The organism is Labilibaculum manganireducens (genome assembly GCF_002843385.1).
GTDB lineage: Bacteria > Bacteroidota > Bacteroidia > Bacteroidales > Marinifilaceae > Labilibaculum > Labilibaculum manganireducens.
Genome location: NZ_MVDE01000007.1, coordinates 89,269 through 115,252 on the forward strand (window position 1 = coordinate 89,269; position 25,984 = coordinate 115,252).

At 36.5% G+C, this 25,984-nt stretch carries 12 protein-coding genes; 1 reads left to right on the top strand and 11 read right to left on the bottom strand.

The annotated features are described in order from the left end of the window. Window positions 1-56: 56 nt before the first annotated feature. The 6 genes from BZG01_RS06700 to BZG01_RS06725 form a co-directional block, all read right to left on the bottom strand. Window positions 57-1,442 (bottom strand): glycan-binding surface protein, encoded by a 1,386-nt coding sequence (locus BZG01_RS06700; protein WP_101309050.1) that lies wholly within the window; start codon window positions 1,440-1,442, stop codon window positions 57-59. 43 nt (window positions 1,443-1,485) lie between these two features. After that, window positions 1,486-3,117: a RagB/SusD family nutrient uptake outer membrane protein gene (locus BZG01_RS06705; protein WP_101309103.1), complete on the bottom strand. Its 1,632-nt coding sequence runs from the start codon at window positions 3,115-3,117 to the stop codon at window positions 1,486-1,488. Between the two features lie 59 nt (window positions 3,118-3,176). Continuing rightward, entirely contained in the window at window positions 3,177-6,332 is a 3,156-nt protein-coding gene (locus tag BZG01_RS06710) for a SusC/RagA family TonB-linked outer membrane protein (protein WP_101309051.1), read from the bottom strand. Between the two features lie 553 nt (window positions 6,333-6,885). After that, on the bottom strand, window positions 6,886-9,639 hold the full coding sequence (galB, locus tag BZG01_RS06715) for a beta-galactosidase GalB (RefSeq protein ID WP_101309052.1): 2,754 nt from the start codon (window positions 9,637-9,639) through the stop codon (window positions 6,886-6,888). A 116-nt stretch (window positions 9,640-9,755) separates the two neighbouring features. Next, window positions 9,756-12,644, bottom strand: a complete 2,889-nt coding sequence (locus BZG01_RS06720; protein ID WP_101309104.1) for a glycosyl hydrolase 115 family protein — start codon at window positions 12,642-12,644, stop codon at window positions 9,756-9,758. A gap of 171 nt (window positions 12,645-12,815) precedes the next feature. Then, a complete protein-coding gene (locus BZG01_RS06725; RefSeq protein ID WP_101309053.1) occupies window positions 12,816-14,960 on the bottom strand; it encodes an alpha-glucuronidase family glycosyl hydrolase in 2,145 nt (714 codons plus the stop codon). A gap of 340 nt (window positions 14,961-15,300) precedes the next feature. On the opposite strand from BZG01_RS06725, the gene BZG01_RS06730 reads away from it, so the two are divergent. Further along, window positions 15,301-19,377 carry a hybrid sensor histidine kinase/response regulator transcription factor gene (locus BZG01_RS06730; RefSeq protein WP_101309054.1) on the top strand — a complete coding sequence of 1,359 codons (4,077 nt, stop codon included), beginning with the start codon at window positions 15,301-15,303 and terminating at the stop codon, window positions 19,375-19,377. A gap of 78 nt (window positions 19,378-19,455) precedes the next feature. Here BZG01_RS06730 and BZG01_RS06735 read toward each other — a convergent pair whose 3' ends face one another. From BZG01_RS06735 to rhaT, 5 genes are all read right to left on the bottom strand, one after another. Further along, on the bottom strand, window positions 19,456-20,754 hold the full coding sequence (locus BZG01_RS06735) for a class II aldolase/adducin family protein (protein ID WP_101309105.1): 1,299 nt from the start codon (window positions 20,752-20,754) through the stop codon (window positions 19,456-19,458). 60 nt (window positions 20,755-20,814) lie between these two features. Then, complete coding sequence (locus BZG01_RS06740; protein WP_101309055.1) at window positions 20,815-21,969, bottom strand: iron-containing alcohol dehydrogenase; 1,155 nt, start codon at window positions 21,967-21,969, stop codon at window positions 20,815-20,817. Window positions 21,970-21,996: 27 nt separating this feature from the next. Continuing rightward, window positions 21,997-23,358, bottom strand: coding sequence for an FGGY-family carbohydrate kinase (locus BZG01_RS06745; protein ID WP_101309056.1), 1,362 nt, complete (start codon window positions 23,356-23,358; stop codon window positions 21,997-21,999). Window positions 23,359-23,434: 76 nt separating this feature from the next. After that, window positions 23,435-24,700 (bottom strand): L-rhamnose isomerase, encoded by a 1,266-nt coding sequence (locus BZG01_RS06750; protein WP_101309057.1) that lies wholly within the window; start codon window positions 24,698-24,700, stop codon window positions 23,435-23,437. Between the two features lie 97 nt (window positions 24,701-24,797). Beyond that, window positions 24,798-25,868, bottom strand: a complete 1,071-nt coding sequence (rhaT, locus tag BZG01_RS06755) for an L-rhamnose/proton symporter RhaT (RefSeq protein WP_101309058.1) — start codon at window positions 25,866-25,868, stop codon at window positions 24,798-24,800. Window positions 25,869-25,984 lie beyond the last annotated feature (116 nt).

The following is a 25,984-nucleotide window of genomic DNA, read 5'->3' on the forward strand; positions in this document are numbered from 1 at the left end:
TTATCTAAGCATTATCTCAACTTGACAAATTCATGGTTATTATCGCTTAAATATGTTTATTCTTCATCTTCAGGAAAATCACTATAAGTTGGTGTTTCCAAAGAAACGATTCTCCAATTATCAGTATAAACACTAACAGATGTAGCCACGGAAGTGAATTCTGTTTCGCTGTCACTATCATTGCCTGTAATATTCGCTAGAGTAAAATCTGTGTTTTCGAAGTAAAATCCAAAGTTCTTATAATTGGCTGTTTCCCGATAAGTCAATATATCTTCAAAAGTGAAACCGTCTTCTGAATAATCATAAATCATATTCAGAGGAATGGTTGCAGTAGTCCAACCCGTTGTTTGAAAAGCTTCCGCCTCGCCATTAACGATCCATGGTACGTAATTGTAACAGGCACCAGCCCATTCACCTCCATTAAATCCATTTACTAAACATATTTTTAAAAATCCTGTCTCGGACCATGCTTCAGGTACATAAATATCAAACTGCAATGCCACTTCGGAAAGAGGTGTTGTTGCCGGAATATATGGCGTTAACTGACCACGCCAGTCATCTGTGCCATTTCCTGCTGTCCATACTTCTGAACAACGAGGTGTTGCTGGATCAAATGATGCTATACGGGAAGGACGATGCGGCACATAGATTCCCTGAGAAATATTTTCGGTACCTATAGAAGCAGATTCCAAATCCTCATCCATAATCATACTTGTTGCGCTCCCCCAAAAACCATGCGTTCCAATTCCATCAAAATCAAGTATTACCCCTTTTTTGAAATTGAAATAGGCTGGAGAATAAGCACCTCCATTAGAACATTCAATCAGTAAAGAACCACCTTCATCTGAAACGCCCTCAGGAACAATTACTGTAAAAAATTCTCCTCCAACATCAGAAGTAATTCCTTCTGTTACTTCAACATTACCAGGAAAAACAACTTTACTGACTTCAACTAAACCAAAACCATTTACAGTAATAGTTTCACCTGCTAATGGTAAAGTATGCGAGATACTTGTTATAGATGGTGCTGCTGAGCGAATTTCAAATGAAAACGTAGCTTCATTGCCATCCTTTGTCATTCGAATGATATTTCGAACATCGGCTTCGGCTTCAACTGTAGGTGTATTTTTGGAAACACTAACTAACATTGAATTATCCGAAACATATACTGGATTAAAATAAGATGAAAGTCCATTAATGTAAACTTTCCTTAGCCCCATAAAACCCGAACCTTCAATTCGAATCATTTGTCCCAAACGGGCAAATGTTACTTCTCTGTCAGGTACCGATGAATTCACATCTTCTAAATATATTTTACTTATCGTAATTGGGCCAGTACTCAAATCCTCATCATCACAAGCTGTAAACAACATTGCAACAAGCATTATTCCAAGGAATGCGACAGATGTCCAACGATTTTTATTTAAATTATTTTTCTTCATGTTAATTGATATTTTAAATTCCAATTCACTTACTGTGAGAATATTAGAATAAATCAGTTATTTTTTCTTCAGTAAACTCATACGATACAGGTGATGCTTTCAACAATGGATTTTGCACAACTTCTGATTCTGGATAAGGTAACAGAAAGATCGTTTCATCCACATTACCAATAGAGCGAGAAGATCTAGTACGGGTTTCATCTTCAGTGGCAGTATTTATTGCAGTATCATAAGTAAAAGGAACAATAGTGCCACGATCCTGACTTGTAATATAATTGACTACCTCCTGTTGTTGGTAATACGATCGGCGAACCAAATCATACCAGTACTGACCTTCCATGCATAATTCAACTCTTCTTTCATGAATAATATCTTCATAAGTAAGACTGCTTTTATCTTCAAGTCCTGCTCGGGAACGAAGCTTATTTATATATAGTAAAGCTGTTGCATCAGAAGTGCTTGCAGTATTACCTAAAACAGCCTCTGTGTAGTTCAAATAAACTTCAGCCAAACGTAACATATTAGTATTTAGAGCAGAGTTTTGTTTTGAAATTTTCGGGTTATCTTTTGTAGAGCCTACTACACCCTTTTTTACATTTAAAGCTTCGTGTGATTTTTCATAGGTATATCCACCATTAGCTTTACTAATTTCAGGATAAAAGTCACCATATCCCATCCAGGTAGCTTTACGACGAGCATCTGCAGATTCATACTCCTTTAGTACATCATAGGAAGCTCTTGTCCAGTATCCCCATGCCGCATCATCGCCGGTAATTTCAGATCCTGCTGCAAAATAAGCTTGCTGCGTATTGGTCACACCATAGTCGCCATTTGGAACCCATTGCAATGCAAACATCGACTCTGAGTTGTTGTTATTTTCTATCATGAATAAATCAGCATAATCATCCATTAATTCATAAGGACCTTTATCCATAACCATTTCAGCAGCTTTTTTAGCTAAATCAAGATATTCCTGATTACGTATTCCACTGTTTGGATCCTCACTTAAGCCAGAATATGATAAATAAATACGAGATAGCATCCCAAATGCGCTGTATTTTGTTACACGACCACCTTGAGCAGCCTGCTCAGGTAAATATTTAGCCGCATATTCTAAATCCCGCATTACAAATTCATACACATCTGTTATCGGATTGGTGTTTACAATTGGATTATTTACCAATGTTCCGGGATCTTCAGAAATGATTACATCTCCCCATAACGAAGCCATATACCAGTAAGCTGTTCCCCTCATAAAGCGTGCTTCCGCGATATATTGTTTTTGAATATCAGCATCAACATTACTTCCTTTTATACCAATAATTACTTTATTGGATTGTTGAATTACATTGTAAAATGATTGCCATGCCGAAACCAAAGGTCCGGTCAGACCCGTTTCCGTTAAATCACTAAACGGATAAACGTAGTCAGAGTATGGAGCGTATAAATTGTAAGAACGTCCATCGCCCAATCCGTAATAAAATTTGTCATTGAATTCGAACCAAACTTTGTTGTAAAGTGGTGCCGTTGCTGCTTTAAAATCCTCTTCTGACTGATAGAAATTCTCACTGGTGATTTGATCTTGAGGCTGTACCTCTAAAAAATCACTGCAACCGGTCCAAATAATGGGGAAAACCATCAACAGAACCGTATATATAATATATTTTGTTTTCATCTGTATCATATTTTTATTACTTATGCTAGCTATTCGTTTCATCTTCAGAACATTTTCATTTAAAATGAAACATTTACCCCAAATGTATAGATCTGAGGGGAAGGATAACGAGCATTATCAATACCTGTTAAAAGTGCATCCTGATTGGTTGATCCAATTTCGGGATCATAACCAGAATATTTTGTGAAAGTATATACGTTTTGTAAGTTGGTATAAACTTTAAGATTTTGAATCCCTAATCGAGAAACTAGTTTACGTGGAAGGTTATAACCAAAAGAAATACTTTGAATTCTTAAATAAGAACCGTCCTCCACAAACTTATTACTGTAACGATAGTTAGAAGTTGAAGAAGCTGAAGAAGCACCTATTCGTGGCATATTTGAAGCTCCTCCTGCGATTTGTACGTTACGGTAATCATTTGGTCCGTTTGGATCGATTAACGACAATTGCGCATACCCCAATGCAGATTTCAACAAGTTAGTATTTGCACGTGGATTTTCTAACCAGCGACGTTGGTAGTTTACTACTTCATTTCCATATGAACCAGATAGAAAGATATTCAAATCAAATCCTTTATAAGAAAAGGAATTACCAATTCCGAAGGTAAAATCAGCCTCAGGATTCCCAATATAACCTCGGTCTTCCTCGTTGATTACACCATCCTTATTTATATCCTCAAAAATATAATCTCCAATCCAAACACTATTTTCACCAATATCCATTCCTTCTGGTAAGGCTGTTGGTACTACATCTCCGGCACTGTTCTTGTAATAAAAATCAGTAGCCTTCTCGAAACGTCCAATCACTTTATATCCGTAGTATTGACCAATTGCTTTGCCAACTGCAGTTCGGGTAACTATTGTATTATCAGATCCCTGTTGAATATTTCTGTTTAATATTCCGGTTTCAGTATTGAGAGACAACACTTTATTTCTATTAACGGAAAAAACAAAATTAGAGCGCCAAAGGAAATCTCCTTTATCTATATTAACGGTATTCAATGTTAATTCAATTCCCTTATTTTCAAGAGAACCAACATTTACCCATGGTGCTGATGTTGCTCCTACCCCTGATGTACCAACGTAAGCAGGTAACGGCAACTGCAATAATAAATTCTTCGTTTTCTTATAGTAAATATCAGCAATAAACTCAATGCGATTGTTAAAAAGATTTAGGTCAACTCCTGCATTACTTGAATAAGTAGTTTCCCATTGCAGATCTTCATTTGCAGTATTAGCTGCAAGTAATCCAGTTCCCCAATTTGTAGCTGATGCTGCATAAGTTGAGGTATAAGCATAATTAGGTACGTTTTGATTACCCACTGTACCCCATCCCAAACGAAGTTTCAAATTATTGATAATATCATTATCTTTCAGGAAATTTTCATTGGATACTTTCCAGGCTATTGCCGCCGAAGGAAACCATCCCCATCGGTTATCTTTATGAAATTTTGATGAACCATCGTAACGCAGAGTTGCTGTTAATAAATATTTATCATCAAAAGAGTAGAACATTCTACCAAAATAGGAACTAATTGAGCTAACACCACTACCGTTTGAGTTTTTGGCTGTAGTAGCGTCACCGGCATTTAAATCTGTCGCTCCATTGGTTAAATATCCTGAACGGTAACCGTAAAGATTTTCCCAATGAGATTCCTGCATTTCCTGTCCTAACATCATTTTGATATTATGAATACCAAATTCACAATTGTAAGTCAGAATATTTTTCCAATTCCAATACTTATTGTATGACTTTGTTCGTGATCCTTCGCGTACTTCGTTAACAAGAGCTCCAAAAGTATAGGATGGATTAAATGTATAAGCATTGCCAAAACCATAATCCAATGAATATTCTGTTTTAAATGTAAGCCCTTTTATCAGTGTCGCTTCTGCAAAAGTGGAGGCTCTTATTCCAGCCTTTTCATTTCGGTTGTCTTTGATCATAGCCAAACCAACTGGATTGTTCTGAACGTACTCGTCAGTATCCGGTCCATCAAAAGATCCATCTGCATTACGAACTGCTACATTAGGAGTTTGCTTAAGAGCTGTTAGAATTAATGATGCGTCAGAAACAGTCGTTTTTTGTTTAGAATTACTAAATGCAAAATTCACCCCAACTTTCAAAAAATCTTTCACCTGAGAATCGAAAGTTCCCCTTAGGTTAAATCGCTCGAATGCTGAACCAATAGCAATACCATCTTGATCAAGATAGCCTACTCCCATGGCATAAGTACTCTTATCTGTACCTCCGGAAACTGACAAGTTATGACTTTGCATCATTGCATGAGTAAACATCTCATCTTGCCAATCAGTACCTTCCCCTAACAGATCAGGACGAACAAAACTATTATCACGCATTACAATACCCATGTCTGCACGAGTATTTTTATGTATCGCATACTCTTGCAAATTAAGTAAATCAAGCTTTTTAGGCATCTCCTGCCATCCCATATAACCATCGTAAGTTATAGTAGCTTCACCTTTCTTTCCACGCTTGGTGGTAATAATAATAACTCCATTTGCAGCTCTAGATCCGTAAATCGCAGTTGCCGAAGCATCTTTCAAAACATCCATAGAAACAATATCTGATGGATTTATTGAAGAAAGAGCATTTTCGGTTCCAGAACCTGTAGCCCCATCAATAATTATCCCATCAATAACAAAAATTGGTTCATTTGACCCATTAAGAGAACTGATACCGCGAATGCGAATAGAAGAACCGGCACCCGGCGCTCCACTGTTTTGCTGCACCTGTACTCCTGCTGCACGCCCTTGTAAAACCTGATCGATAGACGTGGTAACCGATTGATTAATTGCTTCGCTTGAAACAGAAACCACTGATCCTGTTAAGTCGGAACGCTTCATTTGTCCATAACCAACTATAACGACCTCATCAAGAGATTGTACATCCTCAACCATTACAACATTAATGGTGTTTTTATTATTCACTTCAATCGTTTGTGTATTGAAACCAATAAAATTAAAAGTAAGCTTGGCATTTGAAGGTACATCCATACTGTAAACACCATCAATATTAGTAATAGTACCCTGGGTTGTACCTAAAATAACAATATTAACACCAGGTAAGGATTCTCCTCCTGAGTCAGTTACTTTACCAGTTACTCTTATCGTCTGGGCTAATGTTACCAAAGGCACAGCGATTAAAAGGAGCAATAGTAATATCCCCTTTTTTGTTCGAACATAGCATTTTTTCATAGATTTAAAATTTGTAGTATTTAATTCTGATTTAATTACTAACTGCTTAAGTATTAAAAACAGTGGTTCTATATGTGGTGGTTTTATTGATTCCTTAGTGAATTATAATATAAATATGAAAACACTTAAATTTGTTGATTAAAAATACCTCTATTGAAATAAACTAACATGCCTGCATGTTACCAATAATTGTTTGTTTGTTACATCGTTTGCGCACCCGTTACATTTTATTTTATTTTGGTTACATTGACGGCTTAATTGCTTGTATTTAACCATTTTCAAGCCACCTAAAAACATTTTCAACATTTTATATTTATCTTTTAGTAAAGAACTTCGGATCAAGCTAAGCTTCATTGAATATGAATATAAATTCTCATAATTACTCGGAAAATGAAATACAGATATTGAAGGCTAAATTGAATTTCACTCTAACAAAATAATTCCAACATATAAAGATCAGACAATCGTACACTACGCATTTAAACCGATTCTTTACTTCCGAAATACAGCCCGCTAAATGATGTCAAAAAATCCCTTAACTCGATTCGTTTTTCTATTTTACCTGAACAGTCGTTGCAATTTTCCGGATACCTTCTGATTCTGCAATCACTTTAATTGTTCCGGCCTCTCCTTGCTTTGCCTTAACAATTACCAATGCCAGTCCGTTAAATGCTTTGCGTTCATGAGAAGAAAATATTTCCAGATCGGATGGATCTCCATTATCTGTGGCAACAATCTCTCCCGGGCCTTCAATGCTGAATTTTATCAGATTATTTGAACGAGGCACCACAATTCCTTCCTGATCGCACACACTAACTGTAATAAAGGATAAATCTTTTCCATCACCTGTAATATAATTTCTATCCGCAGAAAGTTTTAATTGGCTTGCCTTTCCTGTTGTTTTCACGATCTCTTCAGCCCACTTTTCTCCATTTTTGTAAGCAATAGCTTTCAACTCTCCCGGAGTATATTTCACTTCGTCCCAACGAAAACGGTATTCTCCATCTATTTTTTTCTGATGTCCAAGCGATTTTCCGTTTAAAAACAATTCTACCTCATCACCTGAAGTTACAACATGTACCGGAGTGAGCTTTCCTACTCTTTCGGGCCAGTTCCAGTGCGGGAAAATATGTGCCATTGGTAAATCAGGGAGCCATCGTGCCTGGTAAAGGTAAAACCTGTCTTTTTTAAAGCCTGCCAAATCGATAATTCCTGAATACGAACTGCGTGAAAGATAATATGGTGTTGGTTCGCCAATATAATCCCAGCCCGACCAAACAAATTCACCGGCAACATAGGGGTGTTTATCCTGAGTAGCGAATACCTTATCGGCCGACGAGCCAAACGGAGCAGTATACAATTCGTAGGAACTTACATATTTCGTATTAGGATCACCACCAGAACCATCCATAGCAGGTGCACTGCTTCCTGCAAATACCGGAAACAAATAAGTTCCCCGGGTACTTAATGCTGATGCCGTTTCACTACTCACAATAAGCTTACCGGGATATTTCTCATGGAAATCTGGATAAAGCGGATGTGTATGAATTCCTTTCATCGCAACATAAGCGGGTGCATTCCGAATCCCTTCTCCCTGATAATTTAAACTGATTACATCCGGCACTTCAGAAAACGGCATATCTGGTTTTGCAAAATTCATAGATGCCGTTGCAGGTCGTGAAGGATCTTCCTCTTTTACAATATCGCGTAGACGTTTTGAAATTGAAGCGCCTTCTTTATCTGTATATTGTTCTCCTACTTCGTTGCCATAACTCCACATGATAACTGAAGGGCAATTTCTGTCTCTGCGCACAAATGCGCGTGTATCCTGCTCATACCAGTCCGGAAAAATCAGATGAAAATCAAGCGGTGTTTTCTTTCTTTCCCATACATCAAAAATCTCATCAACCACCAAAAATCCCATTCTATCAGTCAATTCAAGTAATTCAGGTGCCGGAGGATTATGCGACAAACGAATAGCATTACAACCCAATTCATGCAATATTTCCAACTGGCGCTCAGCTGCACGTTTGTTAAAAGCAGCTCCCAAAGCTCCTAAATCGTGATGCTGATTTACACCTTTAATTCTTATTGCTTCTCCATTCACCACAATACCCTTCTCTGGATCAAACTCCATGGAGCGAATACCAAATCGGGTTTCATAAGTATCGATAATCTTTCCCTCTTTTTGTATTGAACTTACCGCCAAATACAAATTTGGAATTTGTGTTGGAAGTGGTCCCCATAAAGCTGGTTTGTCAATTACTACAGAGTTTTTAATTTCAGTTTTTCCCAAAGCGGAAACTATAACTTTTTCCGGAGAAAAACGGGCAACAGGATCACCTGTTTGAACACCATTTTTGTCCAAAGCATAAACAGTTGTATTCACTTCAATATGGGCTTCAGACTTGCTGTCATTATCAACAGTTACAACTAAATCTACTTCAGCTGATTTTTCGGAAACATTGTGAGTTGTAACAACTGTTCCCCACTGACCGACATGAACCGGATTTGTTTTTGTTAGCCAAACACTACGGTACAATCCTCCACCAGGATACCATCGGGCAGAGTTCGGTGGATTATCAATTCGGATTGCCAATTGGTTCACTCCACCGGGAATAATGTAAGGCGTTAAATCAACCTGCCAGGAATTATAACCGTAAGGCCATCCTCCCACCAAATTTCCATTTAACCATACAATTGCATATGACATAGCACCTTCTATTTCCAGAAAAATTGATTTTCCGGCATCATCAGATAAAATATCAAGTTTCCTGCGATACCATGCTACTCCATGACTCGCCAAACGTCCCATTCCTCCTCCAACTTCAGACTCCCAACCTTCCTGAAATGGTTCTTCAATACCCCAATCATGAGGTAAATTCAATTTTCTCCAGGAACTATCATCAAAATCAGCCTGAACAAAAGGAAAATCACTTCCAGGATTTCCTTCCGGACGAATGAGACGCTTTTCAGAATCCTTAATAAAATGATTTCCTGTTGGTAAAACCCAAGCTTTCAGTACAGTTTGCTTTGCATCAACACGAACCGCTTCTGTTGGTTTCGAATCTGCAACCTTATCATCCTTACTATCGTTCACTTCAGGACGCACATCATAAATAAGACTATCTGCATCTGCCTGCGAAGCATACTTAAAAAAATACCAATCGCTGTTGATTAAAATCCGTTCACGGGAATTTGTTTCGCTATTTTTTGTTTTCGAACATGACAGGAAAATTGAACATCCCAAAAGCACAAAAAGGCTCCTTGCTATCCAATTCTTAAATGATCTTATATTTGCTCTCATACTCTTTTGTTTTTATGTTGATTGTTTAACTCTTACTATCAGCATCTCGTTTTTACCAATAAAATCTTTTCTGTAAAAGGATATGCTCCAACAAATACTACATTAGTTAGTATTCATTAGTACAATTTACTCTCAGAAGGTCCCAAATAAGATGGTTTGAGTCCACCATTATCAATCATCAATTTTTGAAGCACAATTCCCGGATCAATCAACCAATATTTCACAGTATGGGTTTCTGTATTATTCAGTTTGTGTTTTGACTTTCTTACTAATTTATTATCGGATACCGCTGTACACCACCATTCTGCGTAATTCCAATCCTTACCTGCACAACCTTCATGCAGGTTAATAATTTGTGGTTCTTCATCATCTACAGATACCGCATATTTTAATCCGTCTTTATTTTTAAAATCCTGCGTTGGTGCCAAACTCATGAAAAGAGTAATGGAATCATTTTTAGGTTTGTTAATCAATGTGAATGTATATTCCAAATGTGAATTGTCCTTACTAAACTCCTGATAACCTTTATTTACCGGCAATGATGTTACACCTCCTTTTGTATTCCCCAAACCATTTATCACTTCCCAATCAAATCCCTGACTGGTACTGCTTGAATTAAAGTCTGCAGCTTCAATGCTTACCACTCCATCGTTCTCAATAAATCCTTGTAACTTCTTTTGATTCAGATCAATTTTATCTGCAATAACGCCTAGTTCAATCACCTGACCATTAGCAGATACAGAAATTGTTCCTGCTGAATTACCGACAGGAAGCTGATCCCAGTTAACAGAAACAAAATGTCGCTCTTCCTCTTTCAAATTATTTTCACATTCACTGATTTTCATCCACTTAGGAGTTTCAATTTTATAATCTATTGCTCTTTTTCCAGTATTGAAAAGCTCAAAATAAATTTCCTGCTGATTGATATTATCGAAGATTGAAAGATTCGCAGTAGAATCATGCTTTGTCCAAATTTTATCTTTCCCTTCAATCTTTATACAAAGCTGTCCTACTTCCGGTACTTTCAAATAGGTTACCTGAGGCATCGTATTACTGTCCGGCTGATTCCAATATGTATAACCAATATGCTGCTGTGCCATCATATGATTCCACTTACCATCTGCTAATTCCGTATGAAACTCAAGAGTAAGCAACGAATCACGCTTAAAAAGTTCAACTACTTTATCTGCCATTAAGTTAGTTGCAACTCTTTTTTCTTTAGCATACTGCTTATTTTTAGCCACATACCAATACATTTCATTCAGATTGGCACAAATTCTTACTGGAAAATAAACCAACTGATAAAAGGAATCTTTTTGATCCTCATCTATGATATCATAAAGACTTTTAGCTCTTTGTGCTAAACGGTTGTAATCCTCAACTACTTTTTCAAATTCCCGGTAATGAATCAAACTATAGGTATGATTGTCCAATAATTCGGGTGTGCGACGCCTGTTATATTTTGTATATAAATCCAGCAGTTCAGCAATTTCTTTAGCATATTTTCCAGAGAATTGTTCTGATGCCCAATTCGTTGTATATTCTGATAATTCATTTACAGTAACCGACTCAGGATTCCATGCATAGTCGAAGAAAAATGAAATAGGTAACTCCATTGGTTTCAAGTCACCAACATTCACAATCCAAATGCGATCAACTCCGTGTTCATAGGTTAATCTCAATTGCTCCCAAACCCGTGGTAAGGAATTCGTATTGAGCCACTTGTAATTACGCGGACCTCCAACATAATCAAAATGATAATACATACCGTAACCTCCCGAACGTTCAGCAGATTCTGGTTCCGGCAATACCCTAACATTTCCCCAGTTGTCATCACAAAACAATAGTGTAACATCATCAGGTACTTTCATTCCCTTGTCATAATATTCCTGAACTTCTTTGTATAAAGCCCAAACCTGAGGTGTTTCATTAGCAGGCTTCTGAGTTACCTCTTCTATAATTTTTCGTTGATTGGCAACGATATCTTCCAGTAGTTCGATGTTGGTTCCTTCTTCCATGGCTTCGTCGCCATCTCCTCTCATAGCCAGAGTAACAACACTTTCCTTATTCCCCATTCGTTCAATTCCCTCTTTCCAGAAAGCATCCAACTGATTTTTATTTTTTTTATAATTCCATTTTTTTCCACCGTATGGTTTCCATTCTGCATGTGCTCTCATCATCGGTTCATGGTGCGATGTGCTCATCACAATCCCATATTCATCTGCCAATTTAGCATTTAAAGGATCATCACTATTAAAACCAGCCCACCACATAGCAGGCCACAAGAAGTTGCCTTTTAAGCGTAAAATCAATTCGAAAACATGCTCATACATTTGATGATTGAATCCGCCGTAATTCTCAACCGCCCATCTTCCCAAAGCTGGTTCCTCATCGTTTAAAAAAATACCGCGATATTTAACTTTAGGTTCACCCAAATTATATCTACCTGGTTTAATAAATACTTCGGAATGCTTTTTTACAGGTACATCAGCCCAAAAATACCAAGGAGAAACTCCCATTTTACGACTAATATCGAACATGCCGTAAATTGTACCTCTTTTATCACTCCCGGCAATCACCAAGGCTCTATCAACATTTGGTAAAGGATTCTCAACTACTTCAATTAAACTATTATCCCATTTCCCATTTACATCATCTGCGATTAACTTACCAGACTTAATTAATCCGTCTATCAATTGACTTTTTCCAATTGTTCCTATAATGATAACAGTACCCTGAGGATTTTTTCCAATATGCAAAGGACTAGTTACTCCTGTTACTTTTCCGATGTCTTTTTGAAATAATTCAGCGACTTTGATTACACCTGAATAGTCTTTATCATCAATATATATGGGAGTGCCTTTTTGAGATTTTACTATCGGGAAATTGTTCTCATTTACTGAAAAAGACACAAGTTTATTCTCACTTAATTCCTTCCCAGTATCATTTTTACAAGAGATTATACTGAACAAGACAATCAACTCTAACACAATAAATCTTATCATATTGATTTTATTTGTTTTTATCATTAAACTGAAACACATCACCTCGGGCTGCATAAATTGGCTGTTTTCACTCACAATCTCAGCTGAAGTTCAATAAAACTTAAATTTCTAAAGTCCTTCTCCAGTCATTTTAAAAAAAACATTTATCATCCATTTGGTTATTGTTAATCATTAATTATGGTGAGTCTTTAAAAATTTAAGTTCCTTAAGATCTTCCAATTTAGATTTAGGTTGATCCAGTTGAGAAGGAATTGGTCTGTGAGAGAAAGTTTGAAAATAAAGCAAACACGCATCCCTCCACCAGATAGCTTCCTTTAATTGTATTGCTAATTTATTTTGCACATCATTAAACCTATTTTTATCTACTTTTGATTGAAGAGAATTCCAGGTGCATTGAAAATATTTTACCTGTTCAACTCCCATGCTGTATCTGTAACACAATTCTGACCATAAATCTCTGCCATTAATCAATTCATAATTCCATGGTAAATGATGAAACCACAGCAAAAGTTCTTCCGGGCAAAGTGCAGGATCGTTATAAACTGAAAGCAAAGGTTCTGCATACTGACTGACAGCATTACTTCCGCTTGATGATCGGTTAAATCCAACACCTATGCTATCTGCCTTATGGTAATAAGTTGGCAACCAGTCTGGTCTTGCTCCGGAAATCTCACACCAGGGTTCCGGACCATAATGATGGCCCCACCCCATTAAATGATGTAATCCCAGTGGTGTCATATAATTTACGGTGGCTTCTCTCGATTCCATCATGACACCTGACATTTGATTCAAAAAATCCTGATCGTGTGAAAAGGTTTGCATTAACCACTCCTTTGCAATTTTCCGGGCAGATAATTGATGATTCCAGGCCAAACGACCAAAAGCATACCAATTGGCCTGAGCAAAATGATGTCCGCACCAATTACTGTCTAAACCGATATTAGCTACTCCGGCAACAGCGGTTATGGAGTCATCGTAAACAGATCCGTCAGTAATCCGGGATACTGTTGAGTTTCTTCCATTTGTGTAGGTATCTGAGTTTAAAAACTCCTTAAACAGTGTTCCCAAATAAACCAAGTGATCCGAAAAACCCAAATATTCTTGTGTTATCTGTAATTCCGGCATCAGGGTAGTGTGCTGCATTGCACCAAACAAAGGACTGAATGGCTCTCTGGGCTGAAAGTCAACAGGACCATTTTTCACTTGAAGGATTACATTCTTGCGAAATTTTCCGTCGAGAGGTTTAAATTCATTGTAAGCCTGCTTAGCGCGATCGTTTCCGTTAGGATTGTAAACAAAAGCACGCCACATTATAATTCCACCGTAAGATTCTAAAACATCGGCGAGCATATTCGCTCCATCAGCATGAGTACGCCCAAAATCCTGAGGTCCCGGCAGTCCTTCCGAATTTGCCTTCACAACAAAACCTCCAAAATCAGGAATCAGAGAATAGATTTGTTTTGCTTTATCCTGCCACCAGATTCTTACATCCTTATTAAGAGGATCTGCTGTTGTAAGCCCACCCAGAACAGAAGGAGAAGAAAAATTTATGGACAAATAAACCTTAATCCCATAAGGACGAAAAATATCAGCCAACGTCTTTACTTTTTTAAGATATTCAATACTTAAAACAGCCGGATTTGCATTTACATTATTCAAAACGGTTCCATTAATGCCAATGGAAGCATTTGCCCGTGCATATTCTATATATCCGGGGCTTATTTTTTGAGGCAAATCCTTCCATTGCCAAATTGAATGACCAGCGTATCCTCTTTCAACCGTGCCGTCTAAATTATCCCAATGATTCAGAATTCTTCGTTGGTATGATGGTACTTCTACAATGTCAAAATTTGCTTTATGTGTATTATCAGTTTGTAAGTATCTTAAATAATGATAGGTACCATATAATGCTCCTAAATCTGTATTTGCAATAATAATGGTCACATTATTGCCTGTTGTTCTTATGATATAACCGTCATTCCCTAATACACTCAACTCTTCTTTCTTAAAGTAAGATGATAAATCTTTTTGGCTGGATGTGCCAACGCATAAACCATTTGAATTCAATCGGCTTACATCCTTCACCTCCCTATTATACAATTTATTAAGACCACTTTTGAGTTCTTTGTGAATGATGGTAAAAGTTGGAGATGATTGTGGTATCCAAATAAAAGATGGGCAGGCAAACGACGCGCTTTCAATCGTTTCCATATGTGTAAACCACAATTCTGAACCATCCAATTTATTTTGACCTGAAGCCCATTGCGTTCCAGTAATAAAATACAAAAATATGATCAAGAAATATTTAGTAAGCATATGTATCGGTTTTGGCTTTATTAAAATATATTTTCGCAATTGCTAAAAACATATTAGGGTTAACAAATCAGATTCTTTATTTTTATCAAATTCACTTTTTTACCTCAGCCATAGAATATGGCATTAAGCATTACAAGTGTTAATTTCTTTGGACTACAAGATACATATAGTCTCTTCTTGAACTAAAACACTCTTGTTACCAACTATTTTCTGTTAGTTACTGCGAATTACATATTTGTTACATTATCTTTCCTATTGGTTACATTGTGCTGTTAGGCTTAAATTAAGGCTTGTAATTTTCACACTCTTTAGTATTTTTTAATATTTTTAGACACCGTTAATGAAAACTGACAAAACTATGCGCCCGAAACAATATCTCACTCTTCTTCTTCTCTTATTCTCAATATCCGCTTTTTCTCAAAAAAAAAAATTATTCGACTATAACGAAGGGTTATCCAATAGTCTTATTAATAAGGTTTACCAAGATCATTTAAATTTTTTATGGATCGCTACCGAAGATGGATTAAATCGATTTGATGGAATCAAATTTAAGTCGTACGCAAATAATATAAATTTTAGCAACTCATTAAAAAACAACTTTGTAACTGCATTAACTGAAGATAAAAAGGGAAATTTATGGGTTGCTCAAATAAATGGATTGCAAATATACAATCATGAAACAGAATCTTTCCATGAAATAGAATTAGCTCTGTCTCATCAAAAAGATCATCTGTTTATATCCTGTATGATAACATTATCAAATGGTGACATTTGGTTGGCAACAACAGGGCATGGATTGATTCGAATCGATAAAAACACCCTAAAACCAGATTATTGTGAAAAGCTAAATGAACAATTTGGCAAACATAGTCTGATAGATATTTTTGAAGACAAAGAAGGAATATTATGGATCGCTTCCAACCAGAGTTTAAATTCTTTTGATCCGGACACGAAAGAAATTAAGAATTTCACCTTATCCAAAAACAATCAAACATTCTTCTTGAACAAAGAAATTTCATGTATCTGTGAAGGAGATCAGGACATTATATATATAGGGTTTTTAAACGGTGGATTAGCTCAATTAAATAAACAAACCGGAGTTGTAAAACCAATCAACTGTGCAAACCAAAATGAAGACAATCTTCCGGTAAAAGATATTCTTTTTGATTCAAAAAACAGGCTGTGGGTAGGAACAGATGGTTTTGGCTTAAAGCTATTGAACAAAGAATCAAATCTATTGGAAAACTATACCACCGTGAATGCCTCTTTCGATTTTTTAAAGAGTAAAATTCATTCTATTATTGAAGATAAAACTGGTAATATTTGGTTGGGTATTTTTCAAAAAGGCATTTATTTACTGCCCGAATCACAGGAAACGTTTAAAACCTATGGGTATAAAGCCTTTGATCAAAATAGTATCGGGTCGAGCTGCATAACGGCAATTGACGGAAATGGCAAAGAACTTTGGATTGCAACAGATGGAGATGGCCTGTATTATTTGAACCGATCAACTAAAAAAGTTAAACACATCCCTTTAAAAAATGAAAGTGGAATTTTTGTTGGAGAGAATATTCTTACTCTGTATAATGATACAAACGACTATCTGTGGTTAGGCAGATATATTAATGGTCTTATCAGATATGATAAGAAAAACGGAAGCTTTAAGACCTTTACTACTAAAAAGAACAACACTTCAGGTAAAACTTATAATAAAATCACGTCAATCACAAAAAACAAGCAGAACGAATTGATTATAGGAACCTTAGATGATGGCATATGTAGGTTTGACACTCAAAAAGAATTGTTCTACGACGGACTAGACATTCCCAAATCGCTGAATGAAAAAATTCCTAAATGGATTCTTTGCGTTTACATTGATAAAGCTCAAAATTTATGGATCGGCACCTACGTAGGACTCTTTCATATTAACCTAAAAACAAAATCACTAACTCAGTATTCGAAAGAAAACGGACTGCTAAAAAATAACACCGTCGACTGTATTCTTTCCGATAGTGAAAATAACATATGGGTTGGTACCTACGAGGGATTGGTGAAAATAAACGGTGATAGCTCCAGCTTTTATGATATCAACGATGGCTTATGCAACAATGTGATCTGTTCAATAGTTGAAGATGAATACAACCAATTATGGATTGGAACACATAACGGATTGTCCAGATTCAATCCAAAAGATGAGTCTTTTACCAATTATTATTCCTACGATGGTATTCAGGCCAATGAATTCTCGAGAAATGCGGCTTTTAAATCGGATAAACAAGAACTGTTTTTTGGTGGTATAAATGGAATAACGCAAATCAGCAAAGATTATGCAACTATCAGCAGGGAAGTAAGAGATGTAATGCTTACTGAATTTTTAAGTTTCGATAAACCGGTGAAAATTGGTGATAAATCGGGTAAGCATGTTATACTGGATAAATCAATAGTTCTTGCAGATACAATCAGGCTTCGCGAACAGGATAATGTATTTTCGATTGGATTTACTTCAACGGATTTTGCCAATCAAACAGCTGTTTCTTACGAATATTTAATGGAAGGCTTTGATTTAAGCTGGAACGTAACCAGCTCGACAAATAAAAGGGCTACCTACACCAATTTAAATCATGGTACTTATACCTTTTCGGTGCGTGCCGTTGATAAAAAGAACCTGTCAACGCCAAGAAAACTTACCATCATTATCTTCCCTCCCTGGTATAAAATGATTTGGGCAAAAATTTTATGGACTCTGTTAATCGGCTCTTTATTCTATGGAATATTTATGTTATACATGGAGAAAGTAAAACGCCTGAATGCGGAAAAAGTGAATGAAATGAAAATGCAGTTTTTCATCAATATATCTCACGAAATTAAAACCCCTTTATCGTTAATATTAGATCCCTTAGAAAAATTAATCAAACAAAATTTTGATGAGAAAAACTCGAGACTGTTCTTTATTATGCAGCAAAATGCCAATAGAATATACCGTTTGGTTAGCCAAATGATGGATGTGAGACGAATTGACAAAGGACAGATCCTTATAAAATTTCAACAAACAAACATCTACAGCTTTATTAAGGAGATAGCTCAATCTTTCGAACTGTTAGCCAACGATAAAAACATATCTTTCAGTATAACTACCAGCGATCCGGATATTGAGGTATGGATAGATCCTCTGAATTTTGAAAAGGTTGTTTTCAACCTATTATCAAATGCTTTTAAATTTACACTTTCAGGAGGTGAAATAGAATTAAGTATTACAAAAGAAACCATTGGAAAAGGAAATCATCAACATGAACAGGTAAAAATAACTGTCAGCGATACAGGTGTAGGACTTAAGGAAAGTGAAATTGAGCGAATTTTTGATCGCTTTTACCAAGTTTATTCTCCGGATACAAAACAATCAACAGGTACAGGCATTGGTTTGCATCTTTCCCGTTCATTGGTTAGTTTACACAAAGGTAAACTGTTGGCCGAAAACCGTAATGACCAAACCGGGAGTCGATTCATTATTACACTTCCTCTTGGAAATGAGCATCTTTCCCCAAAAGATCTTATCACAGAAAAAACAGCTTTTCAGGCTCCGTCGCATAAATATATTTCGCAGGTATCAAAAGAGAACATCCAAACTCCTATTGATAAAAGTGTAAAACGCAAAACCAATTACAAGATTATGATTGTTGATGATGAAGTTGACATCAGAAACTATCTGTACAATGAATTATCTGCCTGTTATAAAGTAGTGGCGTGTGAAAATGGTAAAAAAGCTCATGAAATTTTATTGGACGAAAAACCAGATCTGATTATTAGTGATATTATGATGCCGGAAATGGATGGTATCACTTTGTGCAAAAAAATAAAAACAAATATTCTAACCAACCATATTCCTGTTATTTTACTTACGGCACTTTCTAAGGAAGAAAATGAAACAGAAGGCATTGAAACGGGTGCCGACATGTATTTGGTAAAACCTTTCAAAAGTGAATTTATCCTTAAAATGATTTCTAATATTTTAGAAAACCGGAAAAAGATATATAGCAAATTACAGACTAAGAAAGAGCATGAAATAGAAAATATAGAAATAAAATCGCACGACGAAATATTGATGCAAAAAGTAATGGCAATTATTAAAGATAACATCTCTAACAGTGAGCTAAATGTTGAAATGCTGGCCGATGGTGTTGGAATCAGCAGAGTACATATGCATCGAAAATTAAAAGAACTAACCAATCAGTCGGCCCGTGATTTCATCAAAAACATTCGGATGAAACAGGCAGCCTATCTGCTTACAACAAGTAAAATTAACATCGGAGAAATAGGTTATGCGATCGGGTATTCCAATTTATCACATTTTTCAAAATCTTTTAAAGCTTATTATGGTGTATCACCTAAAGAATATTCATCAAAGCAACACGAGAGTTGAAAAATCTTAATTCATTTTAATAAAATAAAAAAGATGAACCGTTGAGTTCATCTTTTTGCTATATAAAACTAATTCAAATTAACTTAAGAATTTCTTTCTCAAATCTTCAACCTGCTCATCATTAATAGGAACCATTTTGCCAAGAGGAGCACCAATCACTAAAGATTTAGCACTAAACTCAGCTACTTCCAGTCGGTCGAATGCCTGCATCATAGAGCCACCAGTTACCAAAAATGAGTTGTTTGCAACCAAAACAGCAGGAACTGTATCGCAAATCATTTCGGGAATTGTAGTATTCCCCTGAAATTGTGTTTCAATTGGCAAACAAGGTACATCTTGTAAGAAAATCCAGCTTTCTGGTATCGTTCTTACATCAAATTTAACGCCTGTTGTACCGTAAGCCATTAAATAGGGAGACTGAGTAATAATGATTGTATTCACATTTGGATTTTGCTCATAAATCATCTGATGCAACTTGGTTGAACGGCTTGGTGTTTTGCCTTCCTCCGGTTTACCATCTTTAATCTGAACAATGTCCTCAGTTTTAAGATCCCATCGGGCTATTCCTGTTGGAGTAATCAAAAAATCGTTTCCTTCGGCACGCATCGAGATTGTTCCAAAAGAACTGATCATTAAATTTTGACGACAAGCACGGTGAACAAATTCAACAATCTCCGATCGAAGCGCTTTTTCGATGCTTGTATTTACCACATTGGTATTACAGTCTTTAACTTCGGGCATTTGAGCTTCGTAGGCTTTAATTTGCTCATCGGTTAAGTAAGTTGGATTCCCAATTCCCTTAGCGTTAATGATGGTCTGACAGCAGAACTCCAATGTTTCAAAACGAGTATAAGCATCCAGCATATCTGTACCACCCAAAACAGTACCGTGATTTTCCATAATTACGGCCATATAATCGCTGCCAATAAATTGTTTCGCGATTACTGCTCCCAAAGCCTCACTGCCCGGCAATTCATATTCTGCATAACCTATTTTTCCGCATACTTTTTTAGCCTGAGGAATAATATTGGTATTTGGTATTTCCCGAACAATACTGAAAGAAACCAATGCCGGCGGATGCGCGTGAATTACTGCTTTTATTTCAGGACGAGCATCATATATTGCCTTGTGAAAAGGATATTCCGACGAAGGTTTGTGCTTGCCAACAATCGATCCATCCTTTTTTACACAAATAATGTCATCTTCGGTCAATTTGCCTTTATCAATAGCCGATGGGGTTACCCACATGTCGCCATTTTCATCCATGATAGAAATATTCCCTCCTGATGTGGTGGTCATTCCATCTCTGTAAATTTTACCAATAACTTGTGTTAACTGAGTTTTTGGATGTAATAAATTCGGATTAAAATTTTTCATCATTTTATAAGTTAGTATCAAGACGCAAATATCAAGACACAAGATTTAAATAATTTCTTTTTAGTATGCTGCTTCGTAAATCTTAATGGTCTCTTCCAAGGAAACTTCTCTTGGGTTACCTCCAGTACAAACATCTGCCATCGCATTTTTCGCCATCGCTTCAAAGTCCTTCGGATCAACATTCAATTCTTTTAATCCTGCAGGAATGCCAACATCTTTCGACAATTTTTTAATAGCTGCAATAGCCGCTTTCTTCTTTTCATCTACCGACATGCCTGTTGTATCAGCACCCAAAGCTTCTGCTACCTTACCCAATTTTTCGCCACATACCTCTGCATTAAATTCTTCTACATAAGGCAAAAGAATTGCATTACAAACACCATGAGGCAAATCGTACATTCCGCCCAGCTGGTGAGCCATAGAGTGTACATAGCCTAATCCACAATTTGAAAATGCTTGTCCGGCAATGAATTGTCCCCAAGCCATTTTAGTTCTTGCTTCAATATTCTGTCCATCTTTTACCGCATCCCTTAAACTACTGCCGATTAGCTCTATCGACTTTAATGCAAGCGTATCTGACCATTCAAAAGCACCAACAGTTACGTAAGCTTCAATTGCGTGAGTTAAGGCATCCATTCCTGTTGCGGCTGTTAAAGAGGCAGGTTTATTTAGCATTAACATACTATCATTAACTGCAATATCTACCAAACAGTTTTTATCAACCATCACCATTTTTACTTTACGCTTTTCGTCGGTGATCACATAGTTGATCGTAATTTCACTTGCAGTACCAGCAGTTGTATTGATTGCAATTATCGGTAAAGATTTCTTTTTTGAAACATGAATTCCTTCATATTCTTCAACAGAACCGCCATTGGTTGCTAAAATACCAACAGCTTTACCACAATCCTGAGGAGAACCACCACCTAAGGTAATGATACAATCACATTTATTTTCTGTTAAAATAGCTAAACCTTCCTTTACGTTTTCGGTATTTGGATTTTGCTTTACACTACTGTAAGTCACATAATCCAGGCCAGCTCCTTTTAGTACATCTTCCACTTTTTCTGCTACACCAATCTTCACCAAAACCTCATCTGTTACAAATAAAGCTTTTGTAAAACCTCTGGCGGCCAGTTCATCTTTTAATTCCAGTAAAGCATTTGGGCCTACCAAACTTAAAGGTGGTAAGTAAATTCGTCTGCAAGTATTCATTTTTGTTTATTTTGAGATTGTTATGTTTTATTTTGATTCTAATTCAATTTTATTGGTCGTAAAACCCTCTATATTTCCGGCAATTACCAGAGCCGCTCCAAGTGCACTTGCATTATCAATTTCAGAAGTACGAACTTTTTTATCCGTAAAGTAATTGGTAAGAAGACTTACAAATATTTTATTTCGCGAAAAACCTCCTGATACGTAAATCGTTTTTGTTGTATCCTTTTTCGGAATAACAAGTTCTATAGAACAAACACACAACCGGGTTAATTCCATTACCAAGCGAGTGTATGCCTCATCATAATCTGCGAAAACAGATAAATCCACTTTTTCGAGTCCTTCACTAAATTTTTCAATTCCTTCGGGGAAAAACAATAAAGCCCTACCGAATTTTAAGTTGATGGAATTTACTGCATCTTCACAATAATCAATATTTTGAAAATACTTATCACTTGCATTAAAATGATGATTGAGCCTGGCAATACACGTTTCATGAAAATGCCCCATAAATAATCGTGATGACTTCACCTGTCGCTTTTCAGGAGTCAGAAAACACAAACAATCGTTCTTTAATTGTTCGCTTGTTAAAGGCTCATCGTTAAATGGATTCATGCTAATGCACCACGTTCCGGTGGAAACAAGAATAAAATCTTCTTTTGAGTTGTGAAGATAAGGAACCAAGGATGCGGAGCTATCGTGAATACCAACTCCTGTTTTAATTTCTTTTCCTTTAATCAGAGCAGGATAAACCTGATCGTTATTAACAGGTTTTGGCAATTTTAAGCCTTCCTTTTTTAGCCATGGGTGATATTGCATTTTATCGAAATCCCACATAAAAGTGTGACAGCCAATAGAGGTTGGTTCAGAAGTGATCTGTCTGGTTAAAACAAAAGAAAGATATTGTGGAAAATGAAGTGCATTCTCCACCTTTTCCCAAATATCTTGTTTTTCTTTTTTTAACCAAAGTGCTTGAATTCCGGAATTTAAAAGCAATCCCAAAGCCGGGCTGGCCGTTTGACGGCAAAACTCATCCATTCCACCGTATTCTTGAAATAGTGATTCCTGAATTTCAGGATTTACTTGCTTTAGGTAGTTGTAAATTGGCTTTACTAATTTACCTTCTTTGTTTAAAAAGGCAAGAGATGCACCATAAGTTGAGAAATTAATGGCCTGAATATCGAACTTTCCTTCCTCAACAAGAACACTCAAAGTATTCACCATCCAATTTTGAATCAATTGAATATCATCACATTCAAAGCCATCTTCGTCAACGGTAGTCGAAAATTTCTCTTCGTATTGATAAACTAAATTAAACACCTGATCGAATAGAAGAATCTTTTTATTGGTTTTGCCAATATCAAAAACTGCGATTACTTTAATCTCCATCCATTGTAATTTTTATTCTATAAAAAAGCGAACCAGATAATGAAACAAATGTGTTTCATCATCCAGCTCCTTCTACTTATCTTTTAGATAAAACTTCTTTTTCGTAAGCTTGTATTTCTGCGATATAATCCTCGCTAACAGGTACACCTTCTTGTAAACAGTAGTAATCCCAAACAGCACCAAATGGCTTTGTTTTCAACTCCTCAAGAAGTGCTAAACGTTCAAAATTCTGCCCGTTTTCTTCATATTTCACTAATGTAGAAGTAGGCTCCAACATAGCAATCATAAACGCTTTTTGTGCTGCACGTGTTCCTACTACATAAGCACCAATACGATTGATGGAAGCGTCAAAAAAGTCAAGACCTACATTTACACGACTGATAAAATCATTACGTACGATTTCAGAAGCAATTGTTTGTACTTCTTCGTTAAGTGTTACCACGTGATCAGAATCCCAACGAACAGGACGTGTCACGTGAAGTAATACTTCGTCTACAAATTGAAGACACGAAGAAATCTTATCGCCTACAACCTCTGTTGGATGGAAATGACCATTATCCAAACAAATCATTTTGTTGTTCTTGATAGCATATCCCAGGTAATAATCGTGTGAACCTACAGTCATAGACTCAGCACCAATACCAAATACTTTACTCTCAACAGCATCCTTCATGTATTCTTTTGGAAATTCTGCTGCGAAACCTTCATCAAGAGATTTAGTCAACTGTGAACGCATTCCGTTACGATCAACCGGGGTATCTTTAGATCCATCAGGAATCCAGGTATTCAATACACAAGGGCTTTTTAGTTGTTTACCAACTTCAGCAGCAATTTCGCGTGTACGCTTAAGGTGTTCTACCCAAAATTTACGTACTTCTTCATCTTTAGAAGATAAGGTAAATCCACTGTCAGCCTTAGGGTGAGAGAAGAATGAACCATTAAAGTCCATACCAATACCTTGCTTTTTACACCAATCTATCCAGCCTTGGAAATGCTTTACTTCAATAGCATCACGATCAGCAGCTCCACCAGAGAAGTCACCGTATAAAGCATGTACGTTTACGCGTTGCTTACCTGGCAGCAATGACATTACCTTTTCCAGGTCAGCCATAATTTCAGTTATATTACGTGCTTTTCCAGGATAATTACCTGTAGCCTGAATACCTCCGGAAAGTTGACCGTCAGGATTCTCAGTACCCGATACATCATCAGTTTGCCAACAGTGAAGACTGATTTTAATTTCATTGATTTTATTCAATACAGCTTCAGTATCAACACCTAAAGCAGCATACTGCTCCTTGGCCAACTCATAGGCCTTTTTAATCATTTCTTTATTTGCCATAACACGTATATATTCTAAATAAAATACTTCTTCTAATTCAACAGAAACAGGTGAATCATCTGAATTAATATTCTCTAAAACTTAAAAAAAATGTCATTTACATTGCATTCCCCAAACCAACAATCACCACGGAAACAATAATTACGGCAATACCGATAGTTATCGTCCATTTGGTTTTAGGGGCTACTCCTTTCCATTCATTTCGGTAGATTCCCCACATGTTAGCGGTTAGAATGATGGTGGACATATGTAGAATCCAGGAACTTGCACCATTCCCAAGCTTGCTCTCGCCCATTCCGTAAAAGAAAAACTGAAGAAACCATGTAGTTCCGGCCAGTGCTGAAAACAAGATGTTATTTCGGATAGGTGTCGATTTATTTCCAAAATCTTTATATGACTTATTTTTTAAGCTTAAAATGGTAGTCCATATTAAATTGGTTGTTAAACCACCCCAAAGAATCACTACAAATGATACATTGTTTTGAAACAAGTGACTTGAACCTTCGAATAAATAATCGGGTAATAAGGCTGCCGATTCGGCCATGGTTTTACCTGCTTCAATACCAAAATTAAAGAATGAACTAAGGATACCAGATAAAATAGCGATCACTAAACCTTTCACCAAACTAAACTCTGCAACACTCTTTTTTTGATCCTCTTCGCTTAACTCACCTTCTTTCAACATTCCTGCATAACCACACAAGGCAATACCAACAAGACAAACAACTACTCCAACTAACACTAATTGTCCTCCTGAAGAAGCCAACATATCGGTAAAAGAAACCTTCCCCGCTGTTGGATTAATATTGTAATATATAGAAGGAACGATTGCGCCAAAAGCTGAACAAAATCCAAGAACCACCGAATTCCCCAATGACATGCCTAAATAACGAACACCTAAACCATAAGTAAGGCCGCCAATTCCCCAACAAAGACCTAAAACAAATGTAAGAGCAAAAATCTGGGATGAACTGGCTAAGATAATGTCAAAAAAGCCTGGGATCGTTAAATATGCTGCTATTGGTGGTACAATTAACCATGAGAATAAACCGCCAACAATCCAAAAGCTTTCCCATGCCCAGCCTTTTACTTTGTTAAAAGGCATGTAAAAACTACCTGATGCGACTCCACCTAATGAATGATAAATAATTCCTAATAACGCGTGCATATTTTCGGATTTAGTTTGATTTAATTGGTATTTTTGTTTTTGTTATATTCTGATAATATGAAACACAAATGTATATTGACACCTACATAATTTCAATACACAAACTGGCGTTTCAT

Coding starts and splice junctions, on each gene's coding strand:
- BZG01_RS06700 (WP_101309050.1), bottom strand. CDS start 1,442: ATGAAGAAAAATAATTTAAATAAAAATCGTTGGACATCTGTCGCATTC.
- BZG01_RS06705 (WP_101309103.1), bottom strand. CDS start 3,117: ATGAAAACAAAATATATTATATATACGGTTCTGTTGATGGTTTTCCCC.
- BZG01_RS06710 (WP_101309051.1), bottom strand. CDS start 6,332: ATGAAAAAATGCTATGTTCGAACAAAAAAGGGGATATTACTATTGCTC.
- galB (WP_101309052.1), bottom strand. CDS start 9,639: ATGAGAGCAAATATAAGATCATTTAAGAATTGGATAGCAAGGAGCCTT.
- BZG01_RS06720 (WP_101309104.1), bottom strand. CDS start 12,644: ATGATAAGATTTATTGTGTTAGAGTTGATTGTCTTGTTCAGTATAATC.
- BZG01_RS06725 (WP_101309053.1), bottom strand. CDS start 14,960: ATGCTTACTAAATATTTCTTGATCATATTTTTGTATTTTATTACTGGA.
- BZG01_RS06730 (WP_101309054.1), top strand. CDS start 15,301: ATGAAAACTGACAAAACTATGCGCCCGAAACAATATCTCACTCTTCTT.
- BZG01_RS06735 (WP_101309105.1), bottom strand. CDS start 20,754: ATGAAAAATTTTAATCCGAATTTATTACATCCAAAAACTCAGTTAACA.
- BZG01_RS06740 (WP_101309055.1), bottom strand. CDS start 21,969: ATGAATACTTGCAGACGAATTTACTTACCACCTTTAAGTTTGGTAGGC.
- BZG01_RS06745 (WP_101309056.1), bottom strand. CDS start 23,358: ATGGAGATTAAAGTAATCGCAGTTTTTGATATTGGCAAAACCAATAAA.
- BZG01_RS06750 (WP_101309057.1), bottom strand. CDS start 24,700: ATGGCAAATAAAGAAATGATTAAAAAGGCCTATGAGTTGGCCAAGGAG.
- rhaT (WP_101309058.1), bottom strand. CDS start 25,868: ATGCACGCGTTATTAGGAATTATTTATCATTCATTAGGTGGAGTCGCA.